Raw genomic sequence first — 22,601 nt, 5'->3', positions numbered from 1 at the left:
CTGGCAGTAGCGCGGTTTTTACTGTCGGTCAGCGCACGTTAAGCCATATTCTTGTTCTCTGAGACGTCTTTTTCCGGGTGTAAATCTTTTCTGGTTATCTGTTCTGCCCGCGTGACGATAATACCGCGGGCATATTCTCTGTCCGTGGAAAAGCGATAACGGGCTGGTTATTTATTTGTTTTTCCACGCGGGTGTAAACCAGGGTGTTTGCGTGGCTCCTGTCAGAACTCACCCCTGCACAGATTGCCGACCGCTATGATATACCCATAAAAAAGATCAGTATGTATAAGCGCCAGCTAATGAAAACTGGGTGCCACATCGGATATCAATATGTATAAGGCGGGCTTAAAATACACGCATAGGTAAAGGGGAAGGATTTCGTCATAATATCTCCTGGCGAGAGAGCGTGGAATGCATACCCATTTTCCTCAACCAAAAGGATTTGGTTATGAGTTCTATAGATCAGTTTGCTGTAGAATCCCGTAGACCATGTTTAACAAAGGAGTTCGCATGCTAAAGGTCATTGCTGAAGATTTTATCAAACCCGAGTGCGTCGATACCGTTCTCCCTTTATACCGCAAACTCATCGCGGCAACGAAGCGAGAGCCACTGTGTATTGCTTATGATTTGTACCGTGATGAAAAGGATCCGGGACATTTTATTTTCATTGAAGAGTGGCCTGACCGGGCAGCACTCGACGCACATTGCGCTAGCGAGCATTTCACTCAGCTTGTTCCTTTGATTGATCAATACGCGCGTAAAGCGGCGCAGTGCATACTAATGGATAGTCAGGTGTAATTCGCCCAAAATCTCATCTACCTTAGACCGACTTAACTGATTTAACAGAACAGGAGTTAGCTGAAAAAACAGCGGGGTGAAGCAGTTATCTTTGGGCATTGCTTTAGTGAACAGATTGGTGGTGAACTGGATGCCGGATTTCTGTTAGCCGGATTTATCGAAGATAAACAGCCTCACCCCCGTTTTCTGATTGAACATTATCTGTCCTCATTTCTGGCGGCTTACGCCATCAAGCCGTAGTCCGGCAAAGCAAATTACGACGTCATCGCATTAAAGTATCGTCGAGTAACATACTGTTTTATTTATGGTGTCACCTGCCGATGTTGCCGAGCTGAATGCTTTTATCTGCTGAGCGATATTGTAAGCTTAGCGGCTAAATGAGTATGATTTTTTTGAAAGCCAAGGTAACCTTAACGTTTTCCTGAAAAATCAATAAGGGGAAGGATGTTTGCTTCACTTTTAGAAAAAATTGGTCACATCGATGCATCAGTTGTACTGTGGGCTGAAAAAGTACGTATGCCGGGCTTATTTGATTTTTTTAAGTTTACAACATATGCCGGTACTATTGCGGTAACGGCAATAATAGCAGTCATTACATCGATAGCACTCATTCGCCAGCGTAAGCGAATTTATATTTTATATTTATGGTTAGCATATGTTGGTGCAGAGGTTACCACTTGGGCTATCAAATATATGGTGAATCGACCTCGACCAGAAATCATTGCAGGTGTCAGAGAGTTCAACCCTTCTTTTCCAAGCGGACATGCAACTGCGGTGACTAGCATCGCGCTGTATATTACATATGTGCTGGTGAAATCAAGTTCAAATATTAAAACGAAAACATCCTGTGTTATAGGCGCGTTTTCTATTATAACGTTTGTATCATTTAGCCGAATATACCTTAACTTACATTATCTTAGTGATGTTGTGTTTGGGTTCCTTATCGGCCTTTTGTGGGTTTCAATTGCATGCTGTTTTTGTGAAAAATCGCTCTCAAAGATACAGGGTGAAAGATGCGGGCGTAACAGATAGTTTGGCGGTATGGACGAGGCAGAAGTTAAGTTTCTCTCGCTTAGCTAATTGCGTTTTGCGTGATAAGACAAGGTGAAGATGGGCCAAGCTTTTTGCTTGCGGCTTCCAGAGAAGCTTCAACCCTGGCTGAAGGTTATCCTGTCTCGACCACCGTTGACCTCGCTACGGAACCTGTTATATCCGAACGAACGGCTTGGCATCAGTTACCTTTTTGTTGTTAATCATCACACTGTTCCCTAATACTGGACTAACAGACTGAATCTCTTTTTAACGCTTCATTGCTTTCCTTCATTATAAGAACAATTGCGAACTTACGCTTTTTATCCATAGCACACTTTACCGCACAACTAACTGACCCTGTTAACACACGTCTTGATAGCACGGATAGTTTGTGATAACAACATTGTTGACACTATCAACAATGGATTTAAAAATGTCTTCAGTTCATGAAATACGAGCGGAATTACGTTATCTGGTAAGGGAGCTTGGTCTGCTCAGTAAAGACTGTTTTCACTCCGGCTTATCGTTAACACAGGCCCATATTCTTACTTATCTCTCCACGAATGGGCTGACCTCATTTAATGAACTTAGCCTTCAATTGAACATGGATAAGGCCTCACTGAGTCGAATACTGACGACCCTGATAACTTGTAATTATGTTGAGACTATCCCTGTTAATGGGGATAAGCGACGCAAATACTTCCAGCTCACACCGGAGGGTACAGACCAGTTGATAAGAGCAGAAAAAGCAGCGGACAGTGAACTGAATTTTATTAATGAGGAGATGAAAAAGGATGAAATAACAACAGTAACTGAGGGATTGCGTATGCTCCGCAAAGTGGCTTTCCTGCGTAATGTCCGCCATGAATCGACCAGAATTCAGATTGAATGCTTACGTATTAACCGTTACGCAGATGTTCAGCAACTTTTGCTTCATATTTTTACTGAAGAACAGAACATACCGGAAGAACTGATCCCCATTTCTGAAAATTACCAGAGTAAGTGGTGGGTGGCACGAGCCGGGGAATATCTGCTGGGCGCAGTAGCGTGCTGGCAGGAAAATGAGCAGTATCACTGGGGACGGTTTTGCGTTGATCCGGCTTATAGAGGACTCGGGATAGGTAAAAAACTGGCCCTGAAGTCCCTTCAGGATATGTTCCTCGAATGCAGTGAAGTGATCATAGACGCCCGCGATATTACGGTAAACCTTATCAGGCAGTTTGGCGGAGAGGTAACGGGAGAGGCGCGTAATTTTTATGGCATGGCGGTTACACCAATGAGACTGGAAAAAAAACGGTTTGAAAGTCTGTCAGCTACTGCCCGGAAAAAGCTGCTGCCGATGTCCGGCTAATCCTTGTAGCGTTCTGAGCATTTTGACAGCTTGGGAGAGGAAGGGAATAACGTGTTCTCTGCAGGCTTTCATTCGCGCTGCCGGTGTCCATTCTGCTTCAGCGGCAACTGTCGATGATCCTCGTTTAGCCGTTTCCCGAAGAGTTTTAAGAATGTGGTGTGGGGTGATTTCACTGATCGGGCGCTTACCGATTGCAGGGAAAACCACACGTTCAAGCGGGCTTTTGCAAGTTTGACAGCGTTGTTACGAGATGAGTTGAGACGTTATGAAATGAAAAATCCACGCAACTGCGTGGATTTTATGGGGTTTCACCGTCTTCTTGAGATTCAATGAAACCTCATGAGACGACAAATTTAATTAGACGTTGAACAAGAAGTTCATCACATCGCCATCTTTAACGATGTATTCTTTACCTTCTGCACGCATTTTGCCGGCTTCTTTAGCTCCTTGCTCACCTTTGTAGGTGATAAAGTCTTCATAGGCAATGGTTTGGGCGCGGATAAAGCCTTTTTCAAAGTCGGTGTGGATCTTGCCTGCAGCTTGTGGCGCAGTGGCACCGACAGGAATGGTCCAGGCGCGAACTTCTTTAACGCCGGCGGTGAAGTAGGTTTGCAGATTGAGCAGGGTGTAGCCGGCACGAATAACACGGTTCAGGCCCGGCTCTTCGATACCCAGTTCAGCCATAAATTCTTCGCGATCGGCATCGTCAAGTTCAGCAATATCCGACTCAACAGCAGCGCAGACTGGAACCACAACGGAACCTTCGGCGGCAGCAATAGCGCGGACTTGATCAAGATAAGGGTTGTTTTCGAAACCATCTTCGCTGACGTTGGCGATATACATGGTCGGTTTCAGCGTCAGGAAGCTGAGATAGCGAATCGCGGCTTTATCTTCATCGCTTAAATCCAGCGCGCGCAGCATACCGGCATTGCTCAGATGTGGCAGGCATTTTTCCAGCGCTGCTTGCTCAGCTTTTGCGTCTTTATCGCCACCTTTGGCTTTTTTCTGTACCCGGTGCAGGGCGCGTTCGCAGGTATCCAGGTCAGAAAGAGCCAGTTCAGTGTTAATGATGTCGATATCTTCAGCAGGATCAACTTTACCCGCCACGTGAATAATGTTGTCATCTTCAAAGCAACGTACCACATGACCGATCGCTTCAGTTTCACGGATATTGGTCAGAAACTGGTTACCCAGACCTTCACCTTTAGAAGCGCCTTTAACCAGACCCGCAATATCGACAAATTCCATGGTGGTTGGCAGAATACGTTGGGGTTTAACGATTTCAGCCAGCTTGTCCAGACGCGGGTCCGGCATAGGTACTACACCGGTGTTCGGCTCAATAGTACAAAAAGGAAAGTTGGCAGCTTCGATGCCTGCTTTGGTGAGCGCGTTGAACAGGGTGGATTTACCGACGTTTGGTAAACCAACAATACCGCATTTGAATCCCATGGTTTAAATCACCTTAATATATTTATAATCAATGAATTAGTTTGTTTTCATTGAAGAAATGTAGTCAACTTTATCTATTATACACTTAAAGCCGGGTAATCGGGCGCAGAAATGCTTTTCTCTGCGATTAAACGACGCGATTACTGGGCTTTAAAAGTGTGTAAACGGCTGGTTGCTTTGGCCTGGCCTTCTTTTAGCCAGACATCAGTGCAGCGTGTTGCTTCGTCAATGGCATCATCAATCAGCTTTTGCTCACTGAGTGGTGGTTTACCGAGAACAAAACCGACGACTTTGTTTTTATCACCCGGATGGCCAATACCGACCCGCAAGCGATGAAATCCGGGATTATTACCCAGTTTACTGATGATATCTTTCAGGCCATTATGCCCGCCGTGACCGCCACCGAGTTTAAATTTTGCCACACCAGGTGGTAAATCCAGTTCATCATGAGCAACGAGGATCTCTTCTGGCTGAATGCGGTAAAAATTAGCCATGGCGCTGACGGCTTTACCGCTCAGATTCATAAAGGTGGTAGGCACTAAAAGCCGGACATCTTCACCTGCAATATTAAGACGCGCCGTGTAACCGTAAAATTTGGCTTCTTCTTTTAACGGCTGATTATGCCTGTCAGCCAGTAAATCGACATACCATGCGCCGGCATTATGGCGGGTGGCTGCATATTCCGCGCCCGGGTTAGCCAGACCGACAATTAATTTAATGCTCACATTAACTTCCTGACAAAACGGTTCAGAGCCGGATAGTTTACTGTGCTGATGCCCGGTTGACAAAGTGCAATAATTTTTCACTGACAGCACAGAAAGATAAATTTAGTTTAGCCCACAACTGTGATCTGCCCCGCAAGCCTGAGGTCTGACCTCGGTTATACTACTGTAAAGATTATTAAAGAGATAATTGGTGAGTCCGTCAGCCCGATATTTAGCGGAGGTGTGTTATGAAACGTAAAAATGCATCAATGTGTGGCAATATCTTTATGGGATTAGGTTTGGTGGTCATGGTTCTTGGATTTGTAGGGGCCGTTATGAATCATGTACCGCAGTTTAATTTACCCCCTGTAGTGGCTTCCGCGGCAGTATTAGCCATCTTTGTAGGTGCGGTTGTGTGGCTTGCCGGAGCGCGTATTGGCGGTCGCGAACATATTGAAGACAGATACTGGTGGGTACGGCATTTTGATAAACGCTGTCGTCGTGACAGTCATTGATTGACTTTGACTGTTAAGCCTGCGGTACGGTAATTATTATCCCGGTGAAATTTGCTGGTGACATAAAAATCCGTGATCTCTCCGGGATTACGGATTTTTATGTCTCTTAATCAATTCTTCTGCCTCTCATCTGAGCTTTTAAGGCAAGTCTTCGTCATAATACGCGGATTAATTTAGCCGGATTTTCTGCATAAATAGCTTTCGCCTCAATGGGTTTTATCATTACAGCATCTGCACCTGTGACCGTTCCATTGCATATATAAGGTGTCAGAATGGTCGAACCGCTTACCACCGTTACCGCATAGCCCGGAACAATAGTCAGCCAGTTTTTGGGATAATCCGGCGCGTCTGTACAGTCTCTCAGGGCGAGTGCAGATATGATGAATCAAACAAAACGCGTACAGAGTTATAAATACTCAGGAGATATTTGCAGTCTTTAAAACGTCGCGGGGAGGTGATGGGAATAACAGCAGAAAACAGGTGAAAAGAAATAAAAAACCCGCTACGAATTGAATAGCGGGCTTAAACACCGTTTGATTAATGCTCAAACATCGCAGAGATAGACTCTTCGTTGCTGATACGGCGAATCGCTTCAGCCAGCATGCCTGACAGGGTCAGAGTACGCACATTCGGAAGCGCTTTAATTTCCGGTGACAGCGGAATAGTGTCACAGACGATAACTTCGTCAATCACTGAATTGCGCAGGTTGTGCAGAGCATTACCAGAGAAGATAGGGTGTGTCGCGTAAGCAAATACGCGCTTGGCACCACGCTCTTTCAGGGCTTCTGCAGCTTTACACAGTGTACCGCCGGTATCAATCATATCATCAACCAGTACGCAGTCACGGCCAGAAACGTCACCGATGATATGCATCACCTGAGAGACGTTCGCACGCGGACGGCGTTTGTCGATAATCGCCATATCAGTATCATTGAGCAGCTTCGCAATAGCACGAGCACGCACAACACCGCCGATATCCGGAGAAACAACGATAGGGTTTTCAAGACCGATCTGTTGCATATCTTCCAGCAGAATAGGGCTGCCGAAGACGTTATCAACCGGAACATCAAAGAATCCCTGAATCTGTTCTGCGTGCAAATCCACGGTCAGTACGCGGTCAACGCCGACGTTTGACAGAAAGTCAGCCACGACTTTTGCGGTGATAGGTACACGGGCAGAACGCACACGGCGGTCCTGACGGGCATAACCAAAATACGGAATAACGGCGGTGATGCGGCCGGCCGAAGCGCGACGCAGAGCATCGACCATGACAACTAATTCCATCAAGTTGTCGTTTGTCGGATAACAAGTGGACTGGATGATGAATATATCACCTCCGCGTACATTTTCATTGATTTGTACGCTTACCTCACCGTCGCTAAAGCGACTGACGGCGGCGTCACCAAGAGAGGTGTACAGGCGGTTGGCAATACGTTGTGCTAGTTCCGGGATAGCGTTACCAGCAAAAAGCTTCATATCAGGCACGAGAAGAACCTCAGATGCGTCCAGTGGTGGAGGGTGACTACCGCAAAATGTGCGGGAAAGGGTAGCACCGATCCATGCGATGTATTTAAAAAAGCATGATGCAACGTCTGAAACAAGGTGACGTTGTCACCAATGCTTAGCCTGCCCGGATAAAGCTTGGTGCAATGGCGAAAGATTAACGCCGCGCGCAACAAACCCATGCAACCAATCCGGGGCCTGCTTAAGCACCTGTCTTGCAGCGTGCTCGGTGTCAAATTCTGCAAACACACAAGCGCCGGTGCCAGTCAGGCGTGACGGGGCGTATTCTAACAGCCAGGAAAGCAGCGCATCAACCTCGCAAAACCGATTTCTTACGATAACCTCACAATCGTTGCTAAATTCACAATTCAGTAAGGTATCTATTGACCTGACCGGCGTTTTGCGCGGTAAGTCGGGATCGGCAAAAACTGCCGGGGTGGCAATACTGACACCTGGATGGGCAACCAGATACCATTTTTCTTCCGGGTTTACTGGCGTCAGCTGTTCACCTACCCCTTCGGCAAATGCTGCATGACCACGGACAAACACCGGTACATCTGCACCTAACTGGCGCCCTAACTCGGCCAGTTCATCTTCGGTACATCCGGTATTCCAGAGTGCGTTTAACACCACAAGTGTCGTGGCGGCATTAGAAGAACCACCGCCTAATCCTCCTCCCATCGGCAGTCGTTTTTCAACGCCCAGATGAGCTCCGGCACCTGCAGGAAGCGTTCCTTTGGCCGCGGTAAAAGATACCAACAGGTGTGCTGCGCGCATAATCAGATTATCGGCATCATCGACCCCGGACAGCGGTGACGTCAGGGCTATCTTGCCATCCTGACGCAGTTCAACCGTCAAGGTGTCGCCATAATCCAGAAACTGAAACAAGGTCTGAAGGTTATGGTAACCATCAGTACGACGCCCGGTGATATAAAGAAACAGGTTTATTTTGGCCGGGGATGGCCAGCGGGTTATCATGGGGTAACCGTCCAGTTATCCATTTTCAATTTAATACGCACATTACCGGTACTGAGTTCCATATTTGATGGCAAAGCCGGTGAAACTTTGCTGTCATAGCCGCTATAAACGACTTTCCAGGTTTTACCTTCTTGTTTATAGCTGAGCTCTTTTAACTGATATTTATCGTCAAGGCGATAATCTGTTGCCTCACCGGGCAGACCCAGCATCCACTGTCTTAAGCCGTTTAGCGGAATGGGCATGCCGGTCAGTTGTGCCAGGGTACGTTCGGCATTCTGAGTGGTATGGCGCTTGCCGTCGCTGGTGGTCAGCTGAACGAGATCTGGCTGAACATTTAGCTCCAGTTCTGTGCTGCCTAATGGATTGGTCAACAGTAAGCGATAACGTTCCGGGCTGGTTTGCTGCCAGTTAAAGCGAGCATAAATTTTTTGGTCGTCAGTAAGATAAGCGAAGGCACCACGTGTTTGATATTGGGTAATTTTCCCTACGGCTTGCTGATGTTGCCGCCATTCTGGTGAATCAGGGCTTTTTCCAGGTTCTGTCGGTGCATTAATAGTACAGGCCGTCAGTACTAAACTGGCCAAGGGTAAAAAGTGTCTTAGACGAAGTCCTGTCATTAACATGATGTCAGCTTATCCATTATTACATTTGGGTCATTATCATTTATGCTAACGGTAGTATAAGAGGGCGTCTACTATCATCTTGTCCTAAATCATAAATAAGCGGAAGCACTGCAATGCGTCGCTCTCTTTTATTGGTGGCTCGCATCCTGTATGATGCGTCAAGAAATCCTTATCAACATTAAGTCTTACTCAGATTCCGATATGAGCCTGCTAGCACTGGGAATTAACCACAAAACAGCACCAATATCGCTGCGAGAACGTGTCACGTTTTCGCCGGATACGCTCGACCAGGCGCTGGGAAGTTTGCTTGCTCAGCCTTTGGTGCAGGGTGGGGTGGTGCTGTCTACGTGTAACCGAACAGAGCTTTATCTGAGCGTTGAACAGCAAGATAATCTTCATGAACAGCTGGTTAATTGGCTATGTGATTACCACAGTCTTAATGAAGATGAAGTGCGTAAAAGTCTTTACTGGTATAAAGGCAACGATGCAGTCAGTCATTTAATGCGTGTCGCCAGTGGGCTTGACTCGCTGGTTCTCGGCGAACCGCAAATTCTCGGACAGGTAAAAAAAGCCTTTGCGGACTCGCAGAAAGGCCAGGCGCTATCGGGCGAACTTGAACGTATGTTCCAGAAATCGTTCTCGGTTGCTAAGCGAGTCAGAACTGAAACCGATATTGGTGTCAGTGCTGTTTCTGTTGCTTTTGCTGCCTGTACTCTGGCCCGACAAATTTTTGAGTCACTCTCGGAAGTGACTGTTTTGCTCGTAGGTGCAGGGGAAACCATTGAACTGGTGGCCCGTCATCTGCGTGAGCATAATGTTAAAAAAATGATTATTGCTAACCGTACACGCGATCGTGCACAGCAGCTGGCAAACGACGTTGGGGCTGAGGTTATTAGCTTGAGTGAAATAGATGTGCGTTTAGCTGATGCAGATATCGTGATTAGCTCAACAGCAAGCCCGTTGCCTATTATGGGTAAAGGTATGGTTGAACGTGCATTAAAAATCCGTCGTAATCAGCCGATGCTATTAGTGGATATTGCCGTGCCTCGGGACGTCGAACCTGAAGTAGGAAAACTCCCTAACGTCTATCTTTATAGTGTGGATGATCTTCAGGCGATTGTTCAGGCTAACCTTGCCCAGCGCCAGGCGGCCGCCGTGCAAGCCGAAAGCATTGTGGTGCAGGAATCCTGTGAGTTTATGGCATGGTTGCGGGCGCAGAATGCTTCCGAGACGATTCGTGAGTATCGTCATCAGGCTGAAGAAGTACGTGATGACCTCACGGCTAAAGCCCTTGCTTCCCTGCAACAGGGCGGTGATGCTGAAACGGTACTTCAGGAACTGGCATGGAAACTGACTAATCGTTTGATTCATACTCCAACAAAATCCCTGACGCAGGCTGCCCGCGATGGTGACCATGAGCGTCTGCAAATCCTGCGTAACAGCCTCGGGCTGGATTAATTCAATAACTCTTATTACAAGGTGAAACACCGCCTATGAAGCCTTCTATTGTTGCTAAACTGGAAGCCTTACAAGAACGTCACGAAGAAGTTCAGGCCCTGCTGGGCGACGCTAAAACTATTGCCGACCAGGATCGTTTTCGTGCGTTATCGCGTGAATATGCACAGTTAAGCGACGTATCAGCTTGCTTTCTGCAATGGCGTCAAGTCCAGGAAGATATTGAGACGGCTGAAAGCATGCTCAGTGATCCGGAAATGCGAGAAATGGCGCAGGAAGAATTAAATCAGGCAAAAACCAGCAGTGAAGAATTAGAACAACAGCTACAAGTACTGTTACTGCCAAAAGATCCCGACGACGAACGCAACGCGTTTGTTGAAGTCCGCGCCGGTACCGGCGGAGATGAAGCCGCTCTGTTTGCGGGCGACCTGTTCCGTATGTATAGCCGTTATGCTGAATCTCGTCGCTGGCGTGTAGAGGTCATGAGTGCCAACGAAGGTGAACACGGTGGATTTAAAGAAGTCATCGCTAAAATTAGCGGTGATGGCGTCTATGGGCGACTGAAATTTGAGTCAGGCGGGCACCGTGTCCAGCGTGTACCGGCGACAGAATCACAAGGGCGTATTCATACATCTGCTTGCACAGTTGCGATAATGCCAGAAATCCCTGAAGCAGAATTACCGGATATTAATCCGGGAGATTTACGTATCGATACCTTCCGTTCTTCTGGTGCGGGTGGTCAGCACGTAAACACCACCGATTCTGCTATTCGTATTACTCACTTACCGACCGGTATCGTGGTGGAATGCCAGGACGAACGTTCCCAGCATAAAAACAAAGCCAAAGCACTCTCGGTGTTAGGTGCGCGTATCCATGCGGCTGAAATGGCAAAACGCCATCAGGAAGAAGCTTCCACTCGTCGGAATCTGTTAGGCTCGGGTGACCGCTCTGACCGTAACCGAACTTATAACTTCCCGCAGGGGCGCGTGACCGATCACCGTATTAACCTGACGCTTTACCGTCTTGACGAAGTCATGGAAGGGAAGATTGATGCTCTGATAGAGCCGATAGTTCAGGAGTTCCAGGCAGACCAATTGGCTGCATTGTCTGAGCAGGATTAATGAATTTTCAGACCTGGATAACCTATGCGGTTACGCAGCTTAAAAATAGCGATAGTCCAAAACGTGATGCACAAATTCTGCTGGGATTTGTGACGGGTAAATCCCGTACATTTATCCTCGCGTTTGCGGAAACAACCTTGACCGATATACAGTATAGCCAGCTGGCTATACTGCTGGCTCGTCGGATTAACGGGGAGCCTGTCGCTTATCTGGTCGGGGAGCGAGAATTCTGGTCGCTTCCTTTGCGTGTCTCTCCCGCAACCTTGATCCCTCGTCCTGATACGGAATGTCTGATAGAGCACGCATTAACCTGCCTGCCATCTCGCCCTTGTCATATTCTGGATTTAGGAACCGGCACCGGGGCCATAGCACTGGCGCTGGCAAGTGAACGTCCGGATTGTCAGGTGACAGCATTAGATGTGGTGCCAGAAGCGGTGGCTTTAGCACGCAGTAATGCCGAAAATCTGGCGATAACCAATGTAAAGGTGTTACAAAGCCATTGGTTTAGCGCGCTTGAAGAGCAACGTTTTGCGTTGATAATCAGCAACCCACCTTATATTGACAGTGATGACCCGCATCTCTCTCAGGGAGATGTGCGTTTTGAACCTAAAAGCGCACTGGTTGCCGATAATCATGGTCTGGCTGATATTGAAATACTGGTCAGTAAGGCACGGGATTTTCTTGAACCCAATGGTTGGTTGATTCTGGAACATGGCTGGCAGCAAGGTCTCGAGGTGCGTCAACTGTTTATTCATGCCGGTTTTAATGACGTGAATACAGGTAAAGATTATGGGGATAATGAGCGTCTGACATCCGGGCGATATATTCCGTAATACAGGCTAAGTATTAAACTAAATGTGCTTTTTAGACCCGAAATGCTGGCTTTTGCCACCGGTTTATCACGATTACGTTGCTGTTAGCTGACTGACGCAGTATTTAGCGTTATTATTTACATTACTTTGGAATTTATTGGCCAGCAAATATCAGTAAAACTACCAAGTATATACCCGAGGGTAGAGTTGGTTATTTGTCTGGACCGGTGGTGCACGATGTCCTTATTGCATTCACCACCACTAAAATATCGTTATTGGGGTAAGTATGAAGTCGTTAGCCGATTTCGAATTTAATCAGGCACCACTTTGTGAAGGCATGATTTTAGTGTCACAACTGATTCGTGATGACTTCCCGGTCGCGGAGGTTAATCGGCAGCTCAGTCAGCTGGTTGCACTGGCGCGTGAAGAGATCTGTGAAGGTCAGCATCCCGATTTGCAACTTCAGAAGTTACTTGAACTTTTTTATGGTTCATGGGGCTTCAAAGATGCAAGCGGTGTTTATCGCCTGTCGGATGCACTATGGCTGGATAATGTATTAAAACAGCGACAGGGCAGTGCTGTATCCCTGGGGGCTATTTTATTATGGGTCGCCGGCCAACTGAATATTCCGCTTATGCCGGTTATTTTCCCGACACAGCTTATTTTACGTGCTGACTGGATAGACGGCGAAATGTGGCTGATTAATCCCTTTAACGGCGATACGCTTGATGAGCATACTCTCGAAGTCTGGCTGAAAGGTAATGTCAGCCCAACGGCTGAATTGTATGAAGAAGATCTGGAAGAGTCAGATAACGCAGAAGTGATCCGCAAATTGCTGGATACATTAAAATCGTCACTGATGGAAGAGCGTCAAATGGAGCAGGCTCTTCGTGTCAGCGAAGTTTTGCTGCAATTTAATCCTGAAGATCCCTATGAAATTCGCGATCGTGGTCTGATTTATGCGCAGCTGGATTGCGAACATGTGGCACTTAATGATTTAAATTATTTTATTGAACAATGCCCTGAAGACCCGATCAGTGACATGATCAAAGTACAAATTAATGCGATTGCACATAAGCAGATAACTCTTCATTAAGCGCACACCTAATTAAGGCGAAGATATGAAACAGAAAGTGATTAACATTGGTGATATCAAGGTCGCAAACGACCTGCCGTTTGTCCTGTTTGGAGGGATGAATGTGCTGGAATCACGTGATCTGGCGATGCGTATTTGTGAACACTACGTTCAGGTAACGCAAAAACTGGGTATCCCGTACGTGTTTAAAGCGTCATTTGATAAAGCCAACCGTTCATCAATTCATTCTTACCGTGGTCCGGGCCTGGAAGAAGGGATGAAAATCTTTCAGGAACTGAAAGACACTTTTGGTGTGAAAATTATCACAGATGTGCATGAAAGCTGGCAGGCTCAACCTGTTGCCGACGTGGTGGATGTGATTCAGTTACCTGCATTCCTGGCTCGTCAGACAGACTTAGTAGAAGCGATGGCGAAAACCGGAGCGGTTATCAACGTTAAGAAACCTCAGTTTGTCAGCCCAGGGCAAATGGGCAATATCGTTGATAAATTTGCTGAAGGTGGTAATGACAAGGTCATCTTATGTGACCGTGGTACGCAGTTCGGTTATGACAATCTTGTCGTTGATATGCTGGGCTTTAGCGTCATGAAACAAGTTTCCAACGGCGCGCCTGTCATTTTTGACGTTACCCATGCCCTGCAGTGTCGTGACCCGTTTGGAGCCGCATCCAGTGGACGTCGTGCACAGGTCGGAGAACTGGCTCGTGCCGGTATGGCAACAGGTCTGGCCGGGCTGTTTATTGAAGCGCATCCGGACCCGGCTAATGCATTGTGTGACGGTCCTTCAGCTTTGCCGCTTGCTAAACTGGAAGGTTTCCTGAGCCAGATTAAAGCGATTGATGACCTGGTAAAAGGTTTTGATGAGCTGGATACAAGCAACTAATTTTGCCTGTTGATGATACAAAAAAGCCCTTGTCATCAGACAAGGGCTTTTTTTTCGTCTGACTTCATCAGGCAAAAATAGTCATTAAATAAGCGGCAAATAACGCCAGGTGCGCTGAACCATTAAGCACGTTAGTTCGACCTGTTGAAAATGATATCTGACATAATACCAACGTCGCCAGCATGACGACCATCTGTGGCATACCCAGAGCAAATATCAGTTCGTTACCGGTTATCATTGCGATAATCGTGACCGCCGGAACAGTCAGAGAAATCGTCGCCAGTACAGAGCCAAAGAACAGGTTCATTGCACGTTGGACTTGGTTATTCAGAACTGCTCGCAAAGCGCCAAGGCCTTCGGGCGAAAGGATCAGTAATGCTATCAGGAACCCAGTGAACTGTTCAGGGGCATTGAGACCATTGAGTAAATGCTCAAGTGGGTTTGCATTCATTTTAGTGACAGCGATAACGGCGATGAGATGAACAATCAACCAGGCAGTGTGCCATACCGAAGAATGGGCTGATGGCTTGCCATGATGTGGGTCGCCATCATCACTTTCATCTTCATGATCGTAGATAAATAAACTCTGGTGTGTTTTGGTTTGGATTAACAGAAACACACCGTACATTACAGCAGAAATCAGGGCAACTAACAGCGCCTGACCGGTAGAGAAGTTCCCTGACGGTAAAGCCATTGGGAACACCAGAACAATGACAGCCAGCGGGAACAGGGCGATAAGATACTGTTTCAGTCCAAACAGATTCAGATACTGTGTCGCGAATTTGCGACCGCCCAGCAACAAAGAGAAACCCACTAATCCGCCGGTCACAATCATAATGATGGAATAAAGGGTGTCACGCATTAATGTCGGGGCTGCATCACCGGTCGCCATGAGGGCAGATATCAGGCTCACCTCAAGAATAACCACCGACAGGCTAAGAATAAGTGAACCATAGGGCTCACCAAGACGGTGTGCCAGAACATCAGCATGGCGTACGACACTAAATGCACTGGTCAGAATAGCGACCAAGGCTAAAATATTGATCCCCACGACAACTGGCAGAGACTGGCTGGAACCCCACATTGCCAGCACTGCCAGGGCAAGTACCGGGAAAATGAGAGAACTCTCCTTATGGCGGGTTTTCACCGGCTCATGTGACATTTTTGACATTAAATGACTCCATTTGTGCAGATCATAACGATTTTATTTTATGCATCAGTGTTTTTAAGTGTAACAATATAGCAATAAGTGAGCTTTTTTACTCAAAATTTACTTTATTTTACTGCTTTTATTTGATTTTTCGTCGAAATCACCATAACTATTTATTTCTTTCTATTAATTCATTTAAAACATCATGATATGTTTTTTATTAACTCAAAATAAGTATGTTTCTGACACTTTCGGGCGGTCTGTGAAACCAGCGTGGCTCTTCTTTCTGTTGTTGATTCTGTACTGAATAAGATAGCCCACAGACGGGTAACTGCAGTACGGCAACAGATAAATACCCGAATATTTTCTTCTTTTTCAGAAATCGCATGATTATCATCGCGGGCCGGGTTTGTATGGAATAATCTCTTGCCCGGGAACCAGTATGGTATCTCATAAGACAGGCAAAAATTGAAACGGAGCATATATCTGAGATTGATTATCATCAGTTAATTGATTAAGGTCATTTTATCAGTTAATTGAATAGGATGATTCAATGTATTTCGGTAAAGGAATATTTGTTGTGATGGAGGCGTAGTGTGTTAACTCGAGATTTCTTAATGAAAGCAGATTGTAAGACAGCTTTTGGTGACATTGAGGAATCAATATTGTGGAGCCCTGAGCAACGCTCCGCTTCTCTGGCAGCGACTCTTGCCGGACGTCCTGACCAAGGGCCAATATGGCTGTTCGGGTATGGTTCTCTAATATGGAATCCTGCATTTGAATATGATGAAGTGGTGCCTGCAACACTTAAAGGCTGGCGTCGCAATTTCTGTCTGCGACTTACCGCCGGACGCGGTACAGCATGTCGTCCTGGGCGAATGCTGGCGCTGACAGCGGGCGGAGAGACCACCGGACTGGCATTTCGTCTTCCTGATAATAATCTTGAAGATGAACTGACCTTGGTTTGGAAGCGTGAAATGATAACCGGTTGCTATCTCCCGACTTGGTGTCCGCTTCTTCTGGAAGATGGGCGACAAGTGAATGCTCTGGTATTTATAATGGATTCAAAACATCCACTATATGCAGCAGACTCCAGTGCTGAGGCGATTGCCCCCCTTATTGCTACTGCCAGTGGACCGTTAGGCAGTAATGCCGAATACTTATTTTCGCTTGAAGAAGCGATGAAGGTGCGTGGAATGCACGATGAGGGCGTGACTGAGTTAGCGGAAAAAGTACGCAGTTATATAACGTAAATCCTGGTCTGTTGGCGAGCTGGTATTGTTGTTCTGTAACAAATGCGCCGCCATCACCGGGCCGGGGTGCCCGGAATAGAAAATGAGTGATGGGGTGGCATCCCCGTTCTGCGATTTAAAACGTGAGTACATTATTAGCCGCAACAACCCATTCGGCCAGCTCGACTAAGGTTCCCGTCTCAACACCATCGACTAAGGGTAGTCTGGTGATCCCACGACCGTCTGCACAGGTCTTGCATAATTTTACGGGTATGCCTTGCGCGGTCAAAATTTCAAGCATTTGTTGAATATTGTAACCCTCGGCAGGTTTTTGCCCGTTAATCCCTGCGGTGACGGCATCAGACATCAAAAAGAGTTTTACTTCCGGACGCGGGGTTTGCTCCCCAAGTGCAATGGCCAGACGTAAACTGTTAAACAGTGACTCGCTGCCATAAGCCGCACCACTGGAGATAATGACGATTTTCTGCACGGATAATCCTCTTATTAAGCGCAATGTCCGAGAAGTATAATAAATTACCGGTGATTGAAAGTTGCGCAGAAACACGATTGAGTCTGATAAAAGAATACGTGACGAAGAAGTTAACGAAGAGAATGGTGGTGGGGGAAGGATTCGAACCTTCGAAGTCGATGACGGCAGATTTACAGTCTGCTCCCTTTGGCCGCTCGGGAACCCCACCACGGGGTAATGCGTGAATATCGTGAGATGGTGGTGGGGGAAGGATTCGAACCTTCGAAGTCGATGACGGCAGATTTACAGTCTGCTCCCTTTGGCCGCTCGGGAACCCCACCACAGGGTAATGCGCGTTACAGGCCTGTTCGTTGTAAAGCGGGCGCATCATATCAAACAATGCACCCCTGTAAAGGCTTTATAGTAACAAAATGAATCGGTTGCCGTTTTTTTGCCCTGACTGCTGGAGCAATAAACAATTAGGGATACAAAGTATCACAGAATAATTGTACGGTTACCGTAGACAAAGACTCGTTGGGTCAGAACCTGATAAAGCGCACGACTGAGAACATTTTTTTCTACATCGCGACCGGCACGCATCATGTCATCAGCGCTGTAGCTGTGATCAACATGAATCACATCTTGCATAATAATTGGACCTTCATCCAGATTATCATTGACGTAGTGTGCGGTAGCACCAATGATTTTCACCCCGCGCTCATAGGCCTGATGATACGGACGTGCACCAATAAAAGCCGGTAAGAATGAGTGGTGAATATTAATGATTTGATTCGGGAAGCGAGAAACAAATTCAGGTGATAATACCCGCATATATTTAGCCAGTACGACATAATCTGGTTGATAAGCTTCAATGGCTTCAGCCATCAGAGCATCATGCTCAACGCGAGTCATTCCTTCATGGCTGACTAACTGGAATGGAATATCAAAACGTTCTACCAGTGTGCGCAGGGTTTCATGGTTACCAATAACGGCCGCAATTTCCACATCCAGACCACCGTAGGCGGCTTTCATCATTAAATCGCCGAGGCAATGTGCCTCTTTGGTCACCAGAATAACAATGCGGCGCTTTCCGGCAGGCGTCAGTTCACGAACAGACCCTTCTGGTAAAGCACTGTCGAGATCGGCAAGTAATGTCGTGTCATTAAAAATGCCTTCCAGTTCGGTGCGCATAAAAAACCGCCCGGTACGATGGTCAACGAACTCATTATTTTGCACGATGTTCAGTTCGTGTTTATAGCAAATGTTCGTGATACGCGCGATCAGACCTTTTTGGTCAGGGCAGATAGTGCGGAGAACTTTACGTTGTAATGCCTGCATGGAATGGTAAGTCCTGTTAGAGTGTCTGCAAAACGATAATGCTTTTTATAGGATTATACTCGTCATACTTCAAGTTGCATGCGCGTTGGCTGCGTTCGTTCATCCGAATCGAAGACCTGCGTAAGCGCATCGGGATTTTCTCACTTGCAGTCTCCTGCAACTCGAATGACTTAGAGCATAAAATAACTACCCGCAGCATTTTTTAAATTTTTTGCCTGAACCACAAGGGCAGGCGTCGTTACGACCAAATGATGGACGTATGCCATCGACATAATACCACCGGTCGTTTTCTTTAAGGAAACGAGAACGTTCAATTATTGCTGTAAGATTGCCGTTTTCCTGAAAACGAGCAACAAAACTGACATAAGCCTCGTTGTCATCTTTCCCGTGGGTTTCTTCAAAAACGGTCAGACCTAACCATTCTGTAGAACCAAAACCTGCGGATAGTTCTGAAACTAAACCCGGATAACGGCGCCCTGGATACCAGCTGTTAACCAGATAATCAGCATCATGCAAAACAAATGCGGTATAACGAGACCGCATCAGCTGTACAGCTTGTGCTGGTTGCTGGTCGGCATTGAGATAAGGCTGGCAACATAGGTTATACTCTTTACCGCTGTCACATGGACACAGTTGCATTACGCATCTCCTGGATAAAGTAATTTACAGATGACAGCAGCTATTATATCAACTGAGCAGTGACTTTACCGCCGTTGAATGATGAGCCCTAAAAATTGACTGATGTAATGATGTAGGTGAGGTCTGCCTGCCAAGACAGGAATATCGAATCTGGAATATCAAATAAATGTGATATTAGTCAATCATATCCATAACAGAGTTATCAAAATCGACAGGGGTTGTGTAATTTTTATACTAAATTCGGCTTCTGACGATTTCCTTATCTGTGCATGCAGGATGCGTGCTTTACTTAGCAAGGAGCTTTCTATCTTGAAAAACTCTCCACAGTTTTTTCATGTTTCTGTGTATGGCATTATAAAATATAAAGATTCTCATTTTACTGATCTTCGTAAATCAAATACGGTTGCTTATTTATTATCAGTACCGATTGTTTGTGAAAGAATTGAACAGATTTTTCCGTTATACGAGAAAAATATTAAACTTGTACAGAGACGCGCTATAGATTTTCCTCTGTTTGTGCTATCAGACGCACCCGTGTATCAAATTAGTACTACAATCATTAGATTGCTTCGACAGACCTTTTGTACTTTTATCGTGATGGAAGGTCTACGACATCTCCTCTGCTGGCATGTGCCCACAGGAAATGATCCCGTGGTATTAGCAATGGTCCGGGCAATGTCAATATTCAGGGTGGAGGGGAAAATAAAGAATGAGTATGTTTTTGTGTTTGTCTCTATGATTGGGGCTGTCTGTTTTACATTTGGCTCAGCCAGTGACAGCGATAATGCACACTTTGTTATGCGGCAATCGAGTGACTTTCAGCCTGAGGATAACTCATGCGACGGCCACTAGAAGGAAAACAGATCCTTATTGCAGATGAAGACGTTGGTTTCGTTTCGGTGCTGGAGAACTATCTTCATTCATTGGGTGCGCTACCGCGGGTTGCATTCGATGGTGCCAGTGCCATGGCTCTGTTTAATAAAATAAAGCCAGATTTACTGATTTGCGATCTCGCGATGCCGCACATGACAGGGCTAGAGTTGATAGAACAAATTCGCCTTCTCGATAGCGAAATGCCTATTTTAGTGATTTCTGCGACTAAGAATATGTCTGAAATAGCGAAGTCTTTGCGCCTTGGCGTTCAAGACGTATTATTAAAACCCCTGAGTGACTTTGACCGACTACGAGAGACCGTTTTTTCTTGTCTCTATCCGGTGATGTTTAACTCGCGGTTAGATGAACAAGAGCGTTTATTCGAGGACTGGGATGCACTTGCCCGGGATCCTGTCGCGGCATCCAAGCTTTTAAAAGAGCTTCAACCCCCGGTTCAGCAAGTGGTTTCCCAATGCCGTATCAACTATCGTCAGTTGCTCTCCATTGATAAACCAGGATTAGTGCTTGATATTGCCCCTCTCTCGGATGTCGATTTAGCCTTTTATTGCCTTGATGTGACGCGCGGTGGTGATAATGGCGTATTAGCGGCGCTGCTACTTCGTGTTTTGTTTAATCAGGTATTACAAGATCAGTTAGTGCAACAACATCAGCGACTACCCGAGCTAGGGCGGTTGTTAAAACAGCTCAATCAGCTATTGCGGCAGGCAAATCTGACCGGGCAGTTTCCTCTGTTAATCGGATATTACCACCGTGAGCAGCGTAACTTAATTCTGCTTTCTGCCGGGTTGAAAGCCACTCTGAGTACTGATAATCAACACATTGAATTGAGTAGCGGACTTCCGTTGGGTACGCTTAATAATGCCTATCCTAATCAAATGAGTCAGCATTGTGACTCCTGGCATTGTCAGATTTGGGGAAGTGGCGGGCATTTGCGCCTAATGTTGTCTACAGAGTGAACGGTTGGACAATAAAGCGTAATTAGTCTTATACGGCGTTATGCGCGGGTGGTAATATCAGCGGCGTTTTTTCGTATTTATCCTAAATTAATAACGACATGGATTAACGGCAGTGTTTAACGTGAAAGCTGATATAATCACATGTCTTTTTGATATTTATACCAAGCCTAAAACTTAAACGGTCCTGGAGATTTTTGATGGCTGCGATTAATTCTAAAGTAACAAAAGCTGTTATCCCTGTAGCGGGATTAGGCACGCGTATGTTGCCGGCAACCAAAGCGATACCTAAAGAAATGCTGCCTTTGGTGGACAAACCGCTCATTCAATATGTCGTGAATGAGTGTATTGCTGCGGGTATTACTGAAATTGTTCTGGTTACCCACTCATCAAAAAACTCCATTGAAAACCATTTCGATACCAGTTTTGAGCTGGAAGCGATGCTTGAAAAACGCGTAAAGCGCCAGCTGTTGGAGGAAGTCCAGTCTATCTGTCCGCCGCATGTCACTATCATGCAGGTACGTCAGGGGCTGGCAAAAGGATTGGGACATGCTGTGTTATGTGCGCATCCGGTCGTTGGCGATGAACCTGTTGCGGTCATTCTGCCTGACGTGATTTTAGATGAGTTTGAGTCCGATCTGTCCCGGGATAACCTGGCAGAAATGATTAGCCGCTTTGATGAAAGCGCTCACAGTCAGATAATGGTTGAGCCAGTGACAGATGTCACTGCATATGGTGTTGTTGACTGCCAGGGCGCAGAGCTTTCTCCTGGTGACAGTGTTCCTATGGTGGGAATTGTTGAGAAACCGAAAGCCGATGAAGCGCCTTCTAATCTGTCCGTTGTTGGTCGCTACGTTCTCAGCGCGGGGATCTGGCCTCTGCTGTCAAAAACCCCTCCTGGTGCAGGGGACGAAATTCAGCTGACAGACTCTATTGCCATGTTAATGGAAAAAGAAACTGTTGAAGCCTATCACATGAAAGGCGTCAGCCATGACTGTGGTAATAAACTCGGTTATATGCAGGCGTTTGTTGAGTACGGAATTCGTCATAAAACACTGGGTGAAGATTTTAAAGCCTGGTTGAAAACGACGCTGGGTAGCCAGAAGTAAGCCAGCAGCAACTCTTCAGAGTGATGTGCCCTATACTCTTTAGCGTGATCCGTCTGTAAAGGCGGGTCACGTTTTTTATATCAGCCTTGTTATCATGACGCTATGCGTTAAGGCTGAACGCTAAAATTTGTTCCTTCCTTGAACAGTATCTCTCTGTGCAGAAAATCAATAGCGACGAATATGGCAAGCGGACAGATAAAATAATCATCCTGCCAGCCACCATCGGTATCAATATAGCCTGGTCGACAGCGGAATCGCTTTTTTAGGGATCATTCCCATGGTTATGCGTCGGCTCAATATTTACGGTCAGGGAGGTGATATCTTAACCTTCAACAACTCAAATCAAGGCCATTCAGATTGTCATTAATCATAAAATATATGACATATTTTAAGCTGTCGTGAAGTTGTCTTCTTTCGTGCAGGCTTGTCGGTGTGTATATCGATGCTGTCTGGCTTAATCGATGTTAAAACCACACGAATTCTTTCGAGTCTGTCTCTCT

22 protein-coding genes, 2 tRNA genes and 2 pseudogenes are annotated in these 22,601 nt (G+C 46.3%); 13 read left to right on the top strand and 13 right to left on the bottom strand.

Features of this window, described 5'->3' with window-relative positions:
• Positions 1-510: 510 nt before the first annotated feature.
• The 3 genes from Q1A40_RS18425 to Q1A40_RS18415 all read left to right on the top strand — a co-directional run bounded on the left by Q1A40_RS18425 (position 511) and on the right by Q1A40_RS18415 (position 3,181).
• Positions 511-798 carry a putative quinol monooxygenase gene (locus Q1A40_RS18425; RefSeq protein WP_300003108.1) on the top strand — a complete coding sequence of 96 codons (288 nt, stop codon included), beginning with the start codon at positions 511-513 and terminating at the stop codon, positions 796-798.
• 444 nt (positions 799-1,242) lie between these two features.
• Positions 1,243-1,830: a phosphatase PAP2 family protein gene (locus Q1A40_RS18420; protein WP_300003106.1), complete on the top strand. Its 588-nt coding sequence runs from the start codon at positions 1,243-1,245 to the stop codon at positions 1,828-1,830.
• A gap of 421 nt (positions 1,831-2,251) precedes the next feature.
• Entirely contained in the window at positions 2,252-3,181 is a 930-nt protein-coding gene (locus Q1A40_RS18415) for a GNAT family N-acetyltransferase (RefSeq protein ID WP_367275764.1), read from the top strand.
• On the opposite strand, the pseudogene Q1A40_RS18410 reads toward Q1A40_RS18415, so the two are convergent.
• The 3 genes and pseudogenes from Q1A40_RS18410 to pth all read right to left on the bottom strand — a co-directional run.
• A pseudogene (locus tag Q1A40_RS18410) lies at positions 3,149-3,397 on the bottom strand (integrase); the annotation flags it as partial. The gene Q1A40_RS18415 and the pseudogene Q1A40_RS18410 overlap by 33 nt on opposite strands.
• 141 nt (positions 3,398-3,538) lie before the next feature.
• Complete coding sequence (gene ychF / locus Q1A40_RS18405) at positions 3,539-4,630, bottom strand: redox-regulated ATPase YchF (protein ID WP_300003100.1); 1,092 nt, start codon at positions 4,628-4,630, stop codon at positions 3,539-3,541.
• A 140-nt stretch (positions 4,631-4,770) separates the two neighbouring features.
• A complete protein-coding gene (gene pth, locus Q1A40_RS18400; protein ID WP_300003097.1) occupies positions 4,771-5,355 on the bottom strand; it encodes an aminoacyl-tRNA hydrolase in 585 nt (194 codons plus the stop codon).
• A 227-nt stretch (positions 5,356-5,582) separates the two neighbouring features.
• Between pth and ychH the strand changes: the two genes are divergently transcribed.
• Entirely contained in the window at positions 5,583-5,849 is a 267-nt protein-coding gene (gene ychH / locus Q1A40_RS18395) for a stress-induced protein YchH (protein WP_300003094.1), read from the top strand.
• Between the two features lie 154 nt (positions 5,850-6,003).
• Here the strand turns inward: ychH and Q1A40_RS18390 are convergent.
• From Q1A40_RS18390 to lolB, 4 genes and pseudogenes are all read right to left on the bottom strand, one after another.
• Positions 6,004-6,205: pseudogene (locus Q1A40_RS18390) on the bottom strand (N-acetyltransferase); the annotation flags it as partial.
• 181 nt (positions 6,206-6,386) lie between these two features.
• Complete coding sequence (prs, locus tag Q1A40_RS18385) at positions 6,387-7,334, bottom strand: ribose-phosphate diphosphokinase (protein WP_300003091.1); 948 nt, start codon at positions 7,332-7,334, stop codon at positions 6,387-6,389.
• A 126-nt stretch (positions 7,335-7,460) separates the two neighbouring features.
• Positions 7,461-8,330, bottom strand: a complete 870-nt coding sequence (gene ispE / locus Q1A40_RS18380; protein WP_300003088.1) for a 4-(cytidine 5'-diphospho)-2-C-methyl-D-erythritol kinase — start codon at positions 8,328-8,330, stop codon at positions 7,461-7,463.
• Positions 8,327-8,953: a lipoprotein insertase outer membrane protein LolB gene (gene lolB, locus Q1A40_RS18375; protein WP_300003085.1), complete on the bottom strand. Its 627-nt coding sequence runs from the start codon at positions 8,951-8,953 to the stop codon at positions 8,327-8,329. Before lolB ends, ispE begins: the two co-directional genes overlap by 4 nt.
• Positions 8,954-9,154: 201 nt before the next feature.
• Here lolB and hemA point away from each other — a divergent pair, with 201 nt between their 5' ends.
• The 5 genes from hemA (at position 9,155) to kdsA (ending at position 14,317) form a co-directional block, all read left to right on the top strand.
• A complete protein-coding gene (hemA, locus tag Q1A40_RS18370; RefSeq protein ID WP_300003082.1) occupies positions 9,155-10,411 on the top strand; it encodes a glutamyl-tRNA reductase in 1,257 nt (418 codons plus the stop codon).
• Positions 10,412-10,446: 35 nt separating this feature from the next.
• Positions 10,447-11,529: a peptide chain release factor 1 gene (prfA, locus tag Q1A40_RS18365; RefSeq protein ID WP_300003079.1), complete on the top strand. Its 1,083-nt coding sequence runs from the start codon at positions 10,447-10,449 to the stop codon at positions 11,527-11,529.
• Positions 11,529-12,362, top strand: a complete 834-nt coding sequence (prmC, locus tag Q1A40_RS18360) for a peptide chain release factor N(5)-glutamine methyltransferase (RefSeq protein ID WP_300003076.1) — start codon at positions 11,529-11,531, stop codon at positions 12,360-12,362. Before prfA ends, prmC begins: the two co-directional genes overlap by 1 nt.
• Before the next feature lie 265 nt (positions 12,363-12,627).
• Positions 12,628-13,437: an invasion regulator SirB1 gene (sirB1, locus tag Q1A40_RS18355; RefSeq protein ID WP_300003073.1), complete on the top strand. Its 810-nt coding sequence runs from the start codon at positions 12,628-12,630 to the stop codon at positions 13,435-13,437.
• Positions 13,438-13,462: 25 nt separating this feature from the next.
• Positions 13,463-14,317 (top strand): 3-deoxy-8-phosphooctulonate synthase, encoded by an 855-nt coding sequence (gene kdsA / locus Q1A40_RS18350; RefSeq protein WP_300003071.1) that lies wholly within the window; start codon positions 13,463-13,465, stop codon positions 14,315-14,317.
• A 67-nt stretch (positions 14,318-14,384) separates the two neighbouring features.
• Here the strand turns inward: kdsA and chaA are convergent, their stop codons facing one another.
• Positions 14,385-15,488 (bottom strand): sodium-potassium/proton antiporter ChaA, encoded by a 1,104-nt coding sequence (chaA, locus tag Q1A40_RS18345; protein ID WP_300003069.1) that lies wholly within the window; start codon positions 15,486-15,488, stop codon positions 14,385-14,387.
• Between the two features lie 575 nt (positions 15,489-16,063).
• Here chaA and Q1A40_RS18340 point away from each other — a divergent pair.
• The gene (locus Q1A40_RS18340) at positions 16,064-16,720 is read left to right on the top strand and encodes a gamma-glutamylcyclotransferase (protein WP_300003067.1); all 657 of its coding nucleotides are present in this window, start codon (positions 16,064-16,066) and stop codon (positions 16,718-16,720) included.
• Between the two features lie 115 nt (positions 16,721-16,835).
• Here the strand turns inward: Q1A40_RS18340 and Q1A40_RS18335 are convergent, their stop codons facing one another.
• The 5 genes from Q1A40_RS18335 to Q1A40_RS18315 form a co-directional block, all read right to left on the bottom strand.
• A complete protein-coding gene (locus Q1A40_RS18335; RefSeq protein WP_300003065.1) occupies positions 16,836-17,189 on the bottom strand; it encodes a DsrE/DsrF/TusD sulfur relay family protein in 354 nt (117 codons plus the stop codon).
• Between the two features lie 123 nt (positions 17,190-17,312).
• Positions 17,313-17,397: transfer RNA gene (locus tag Q1A40_RS18330), tRNA-Tyr, on the bottom strand.
• A gap of 27 nt (positions 17,398-17,424) precedes the next feature.
• Positions 17,425-17,509 (bottom strand) — tRNA-Tyr (locus Q1A40_RS18325).
• 154 nt (positions 17,510-17,663) lie between these two features.
• The gene (purU, locus tag Q1A40_RS18320; protein ID WP_300003063.1) at positions 17,664-18,506 is read right to left on the bottom strand and encodes a formyltetrahydrofolate deformylase; all 843 of its coding nucleotides are present in this window, start codon (positions 18,504-18,506) and stop codon (positions 17,664-17,666) included.
• Between the two features lie 186 nt (positions 18,507-18,692).
• A complete protein-coding gene (locus Q1A40_RS18315) occupies positions 18,693-19,145 on the bottom strand; it encodes a YchJ family protein (RefSeq protein WP_300003061.1) in 453 nt (150 codons plus the stop codon).
• Between the two features lie 309 nt (positions 19,146-19,454).
• Between Q1A40_RS18315 and Q1A40_RS18310 the strand changes: the two genes are divergently transcribed.
• From Q1A40_RS18310 to galU, 3 genes are all read left to right on the top strand, one after another.
• Positions 19,455-19,997, top strand: coding sequence for a hypothetical protein (locus tag Q1A40_RS18310; RefSeq protein ID WP_300003059.1), 543 nt, complete (start codon positions 19,455-19,457; stop codon positions 19,995-19,997).
• The gene (rssB, locus tag Q1A40_RS18305) at positions 19,982-20,995 is read left to right on the top strand and encodes a two-component system response regulator RssB (protein WP_300003057.1); all 1,014 of its coding nucleotides are present in this window, start codon (positions 19,982-19,984) and stop codon (positions 20,993-20,995) included. Before Q1A40_RS18310 ends, rssB begins: the two co-directional genes overlap by 16 nt.
• A 197-nt stretch (positions 20,996-21,192) precedes the next feature.
• Entirely contained in the window at positions 21,193-22,101 is a 909-nt protein-coding gene (gene galU / locus Q1A40_RS18300; protein ID WP_300003055.1) for a UTP--glucose-1-phosphate uridylyltransferase GalU, read from the top strand.
• Positions 22,102-22,601 lie beyond the last annotated feature (500 nt).

The sequence above is a fragment of the uncultured Cedecea sp. genome, from assembly GCF_947498825.1.
Lineage (GTDB): Bacteria > Pseudomonadota > Gammaproteobacteria > Enterobacterales > Enterobacteriaceae > JGM124.
This window is presented reverse-complemented; position numbering and strand designations above follow the sequence as displayed.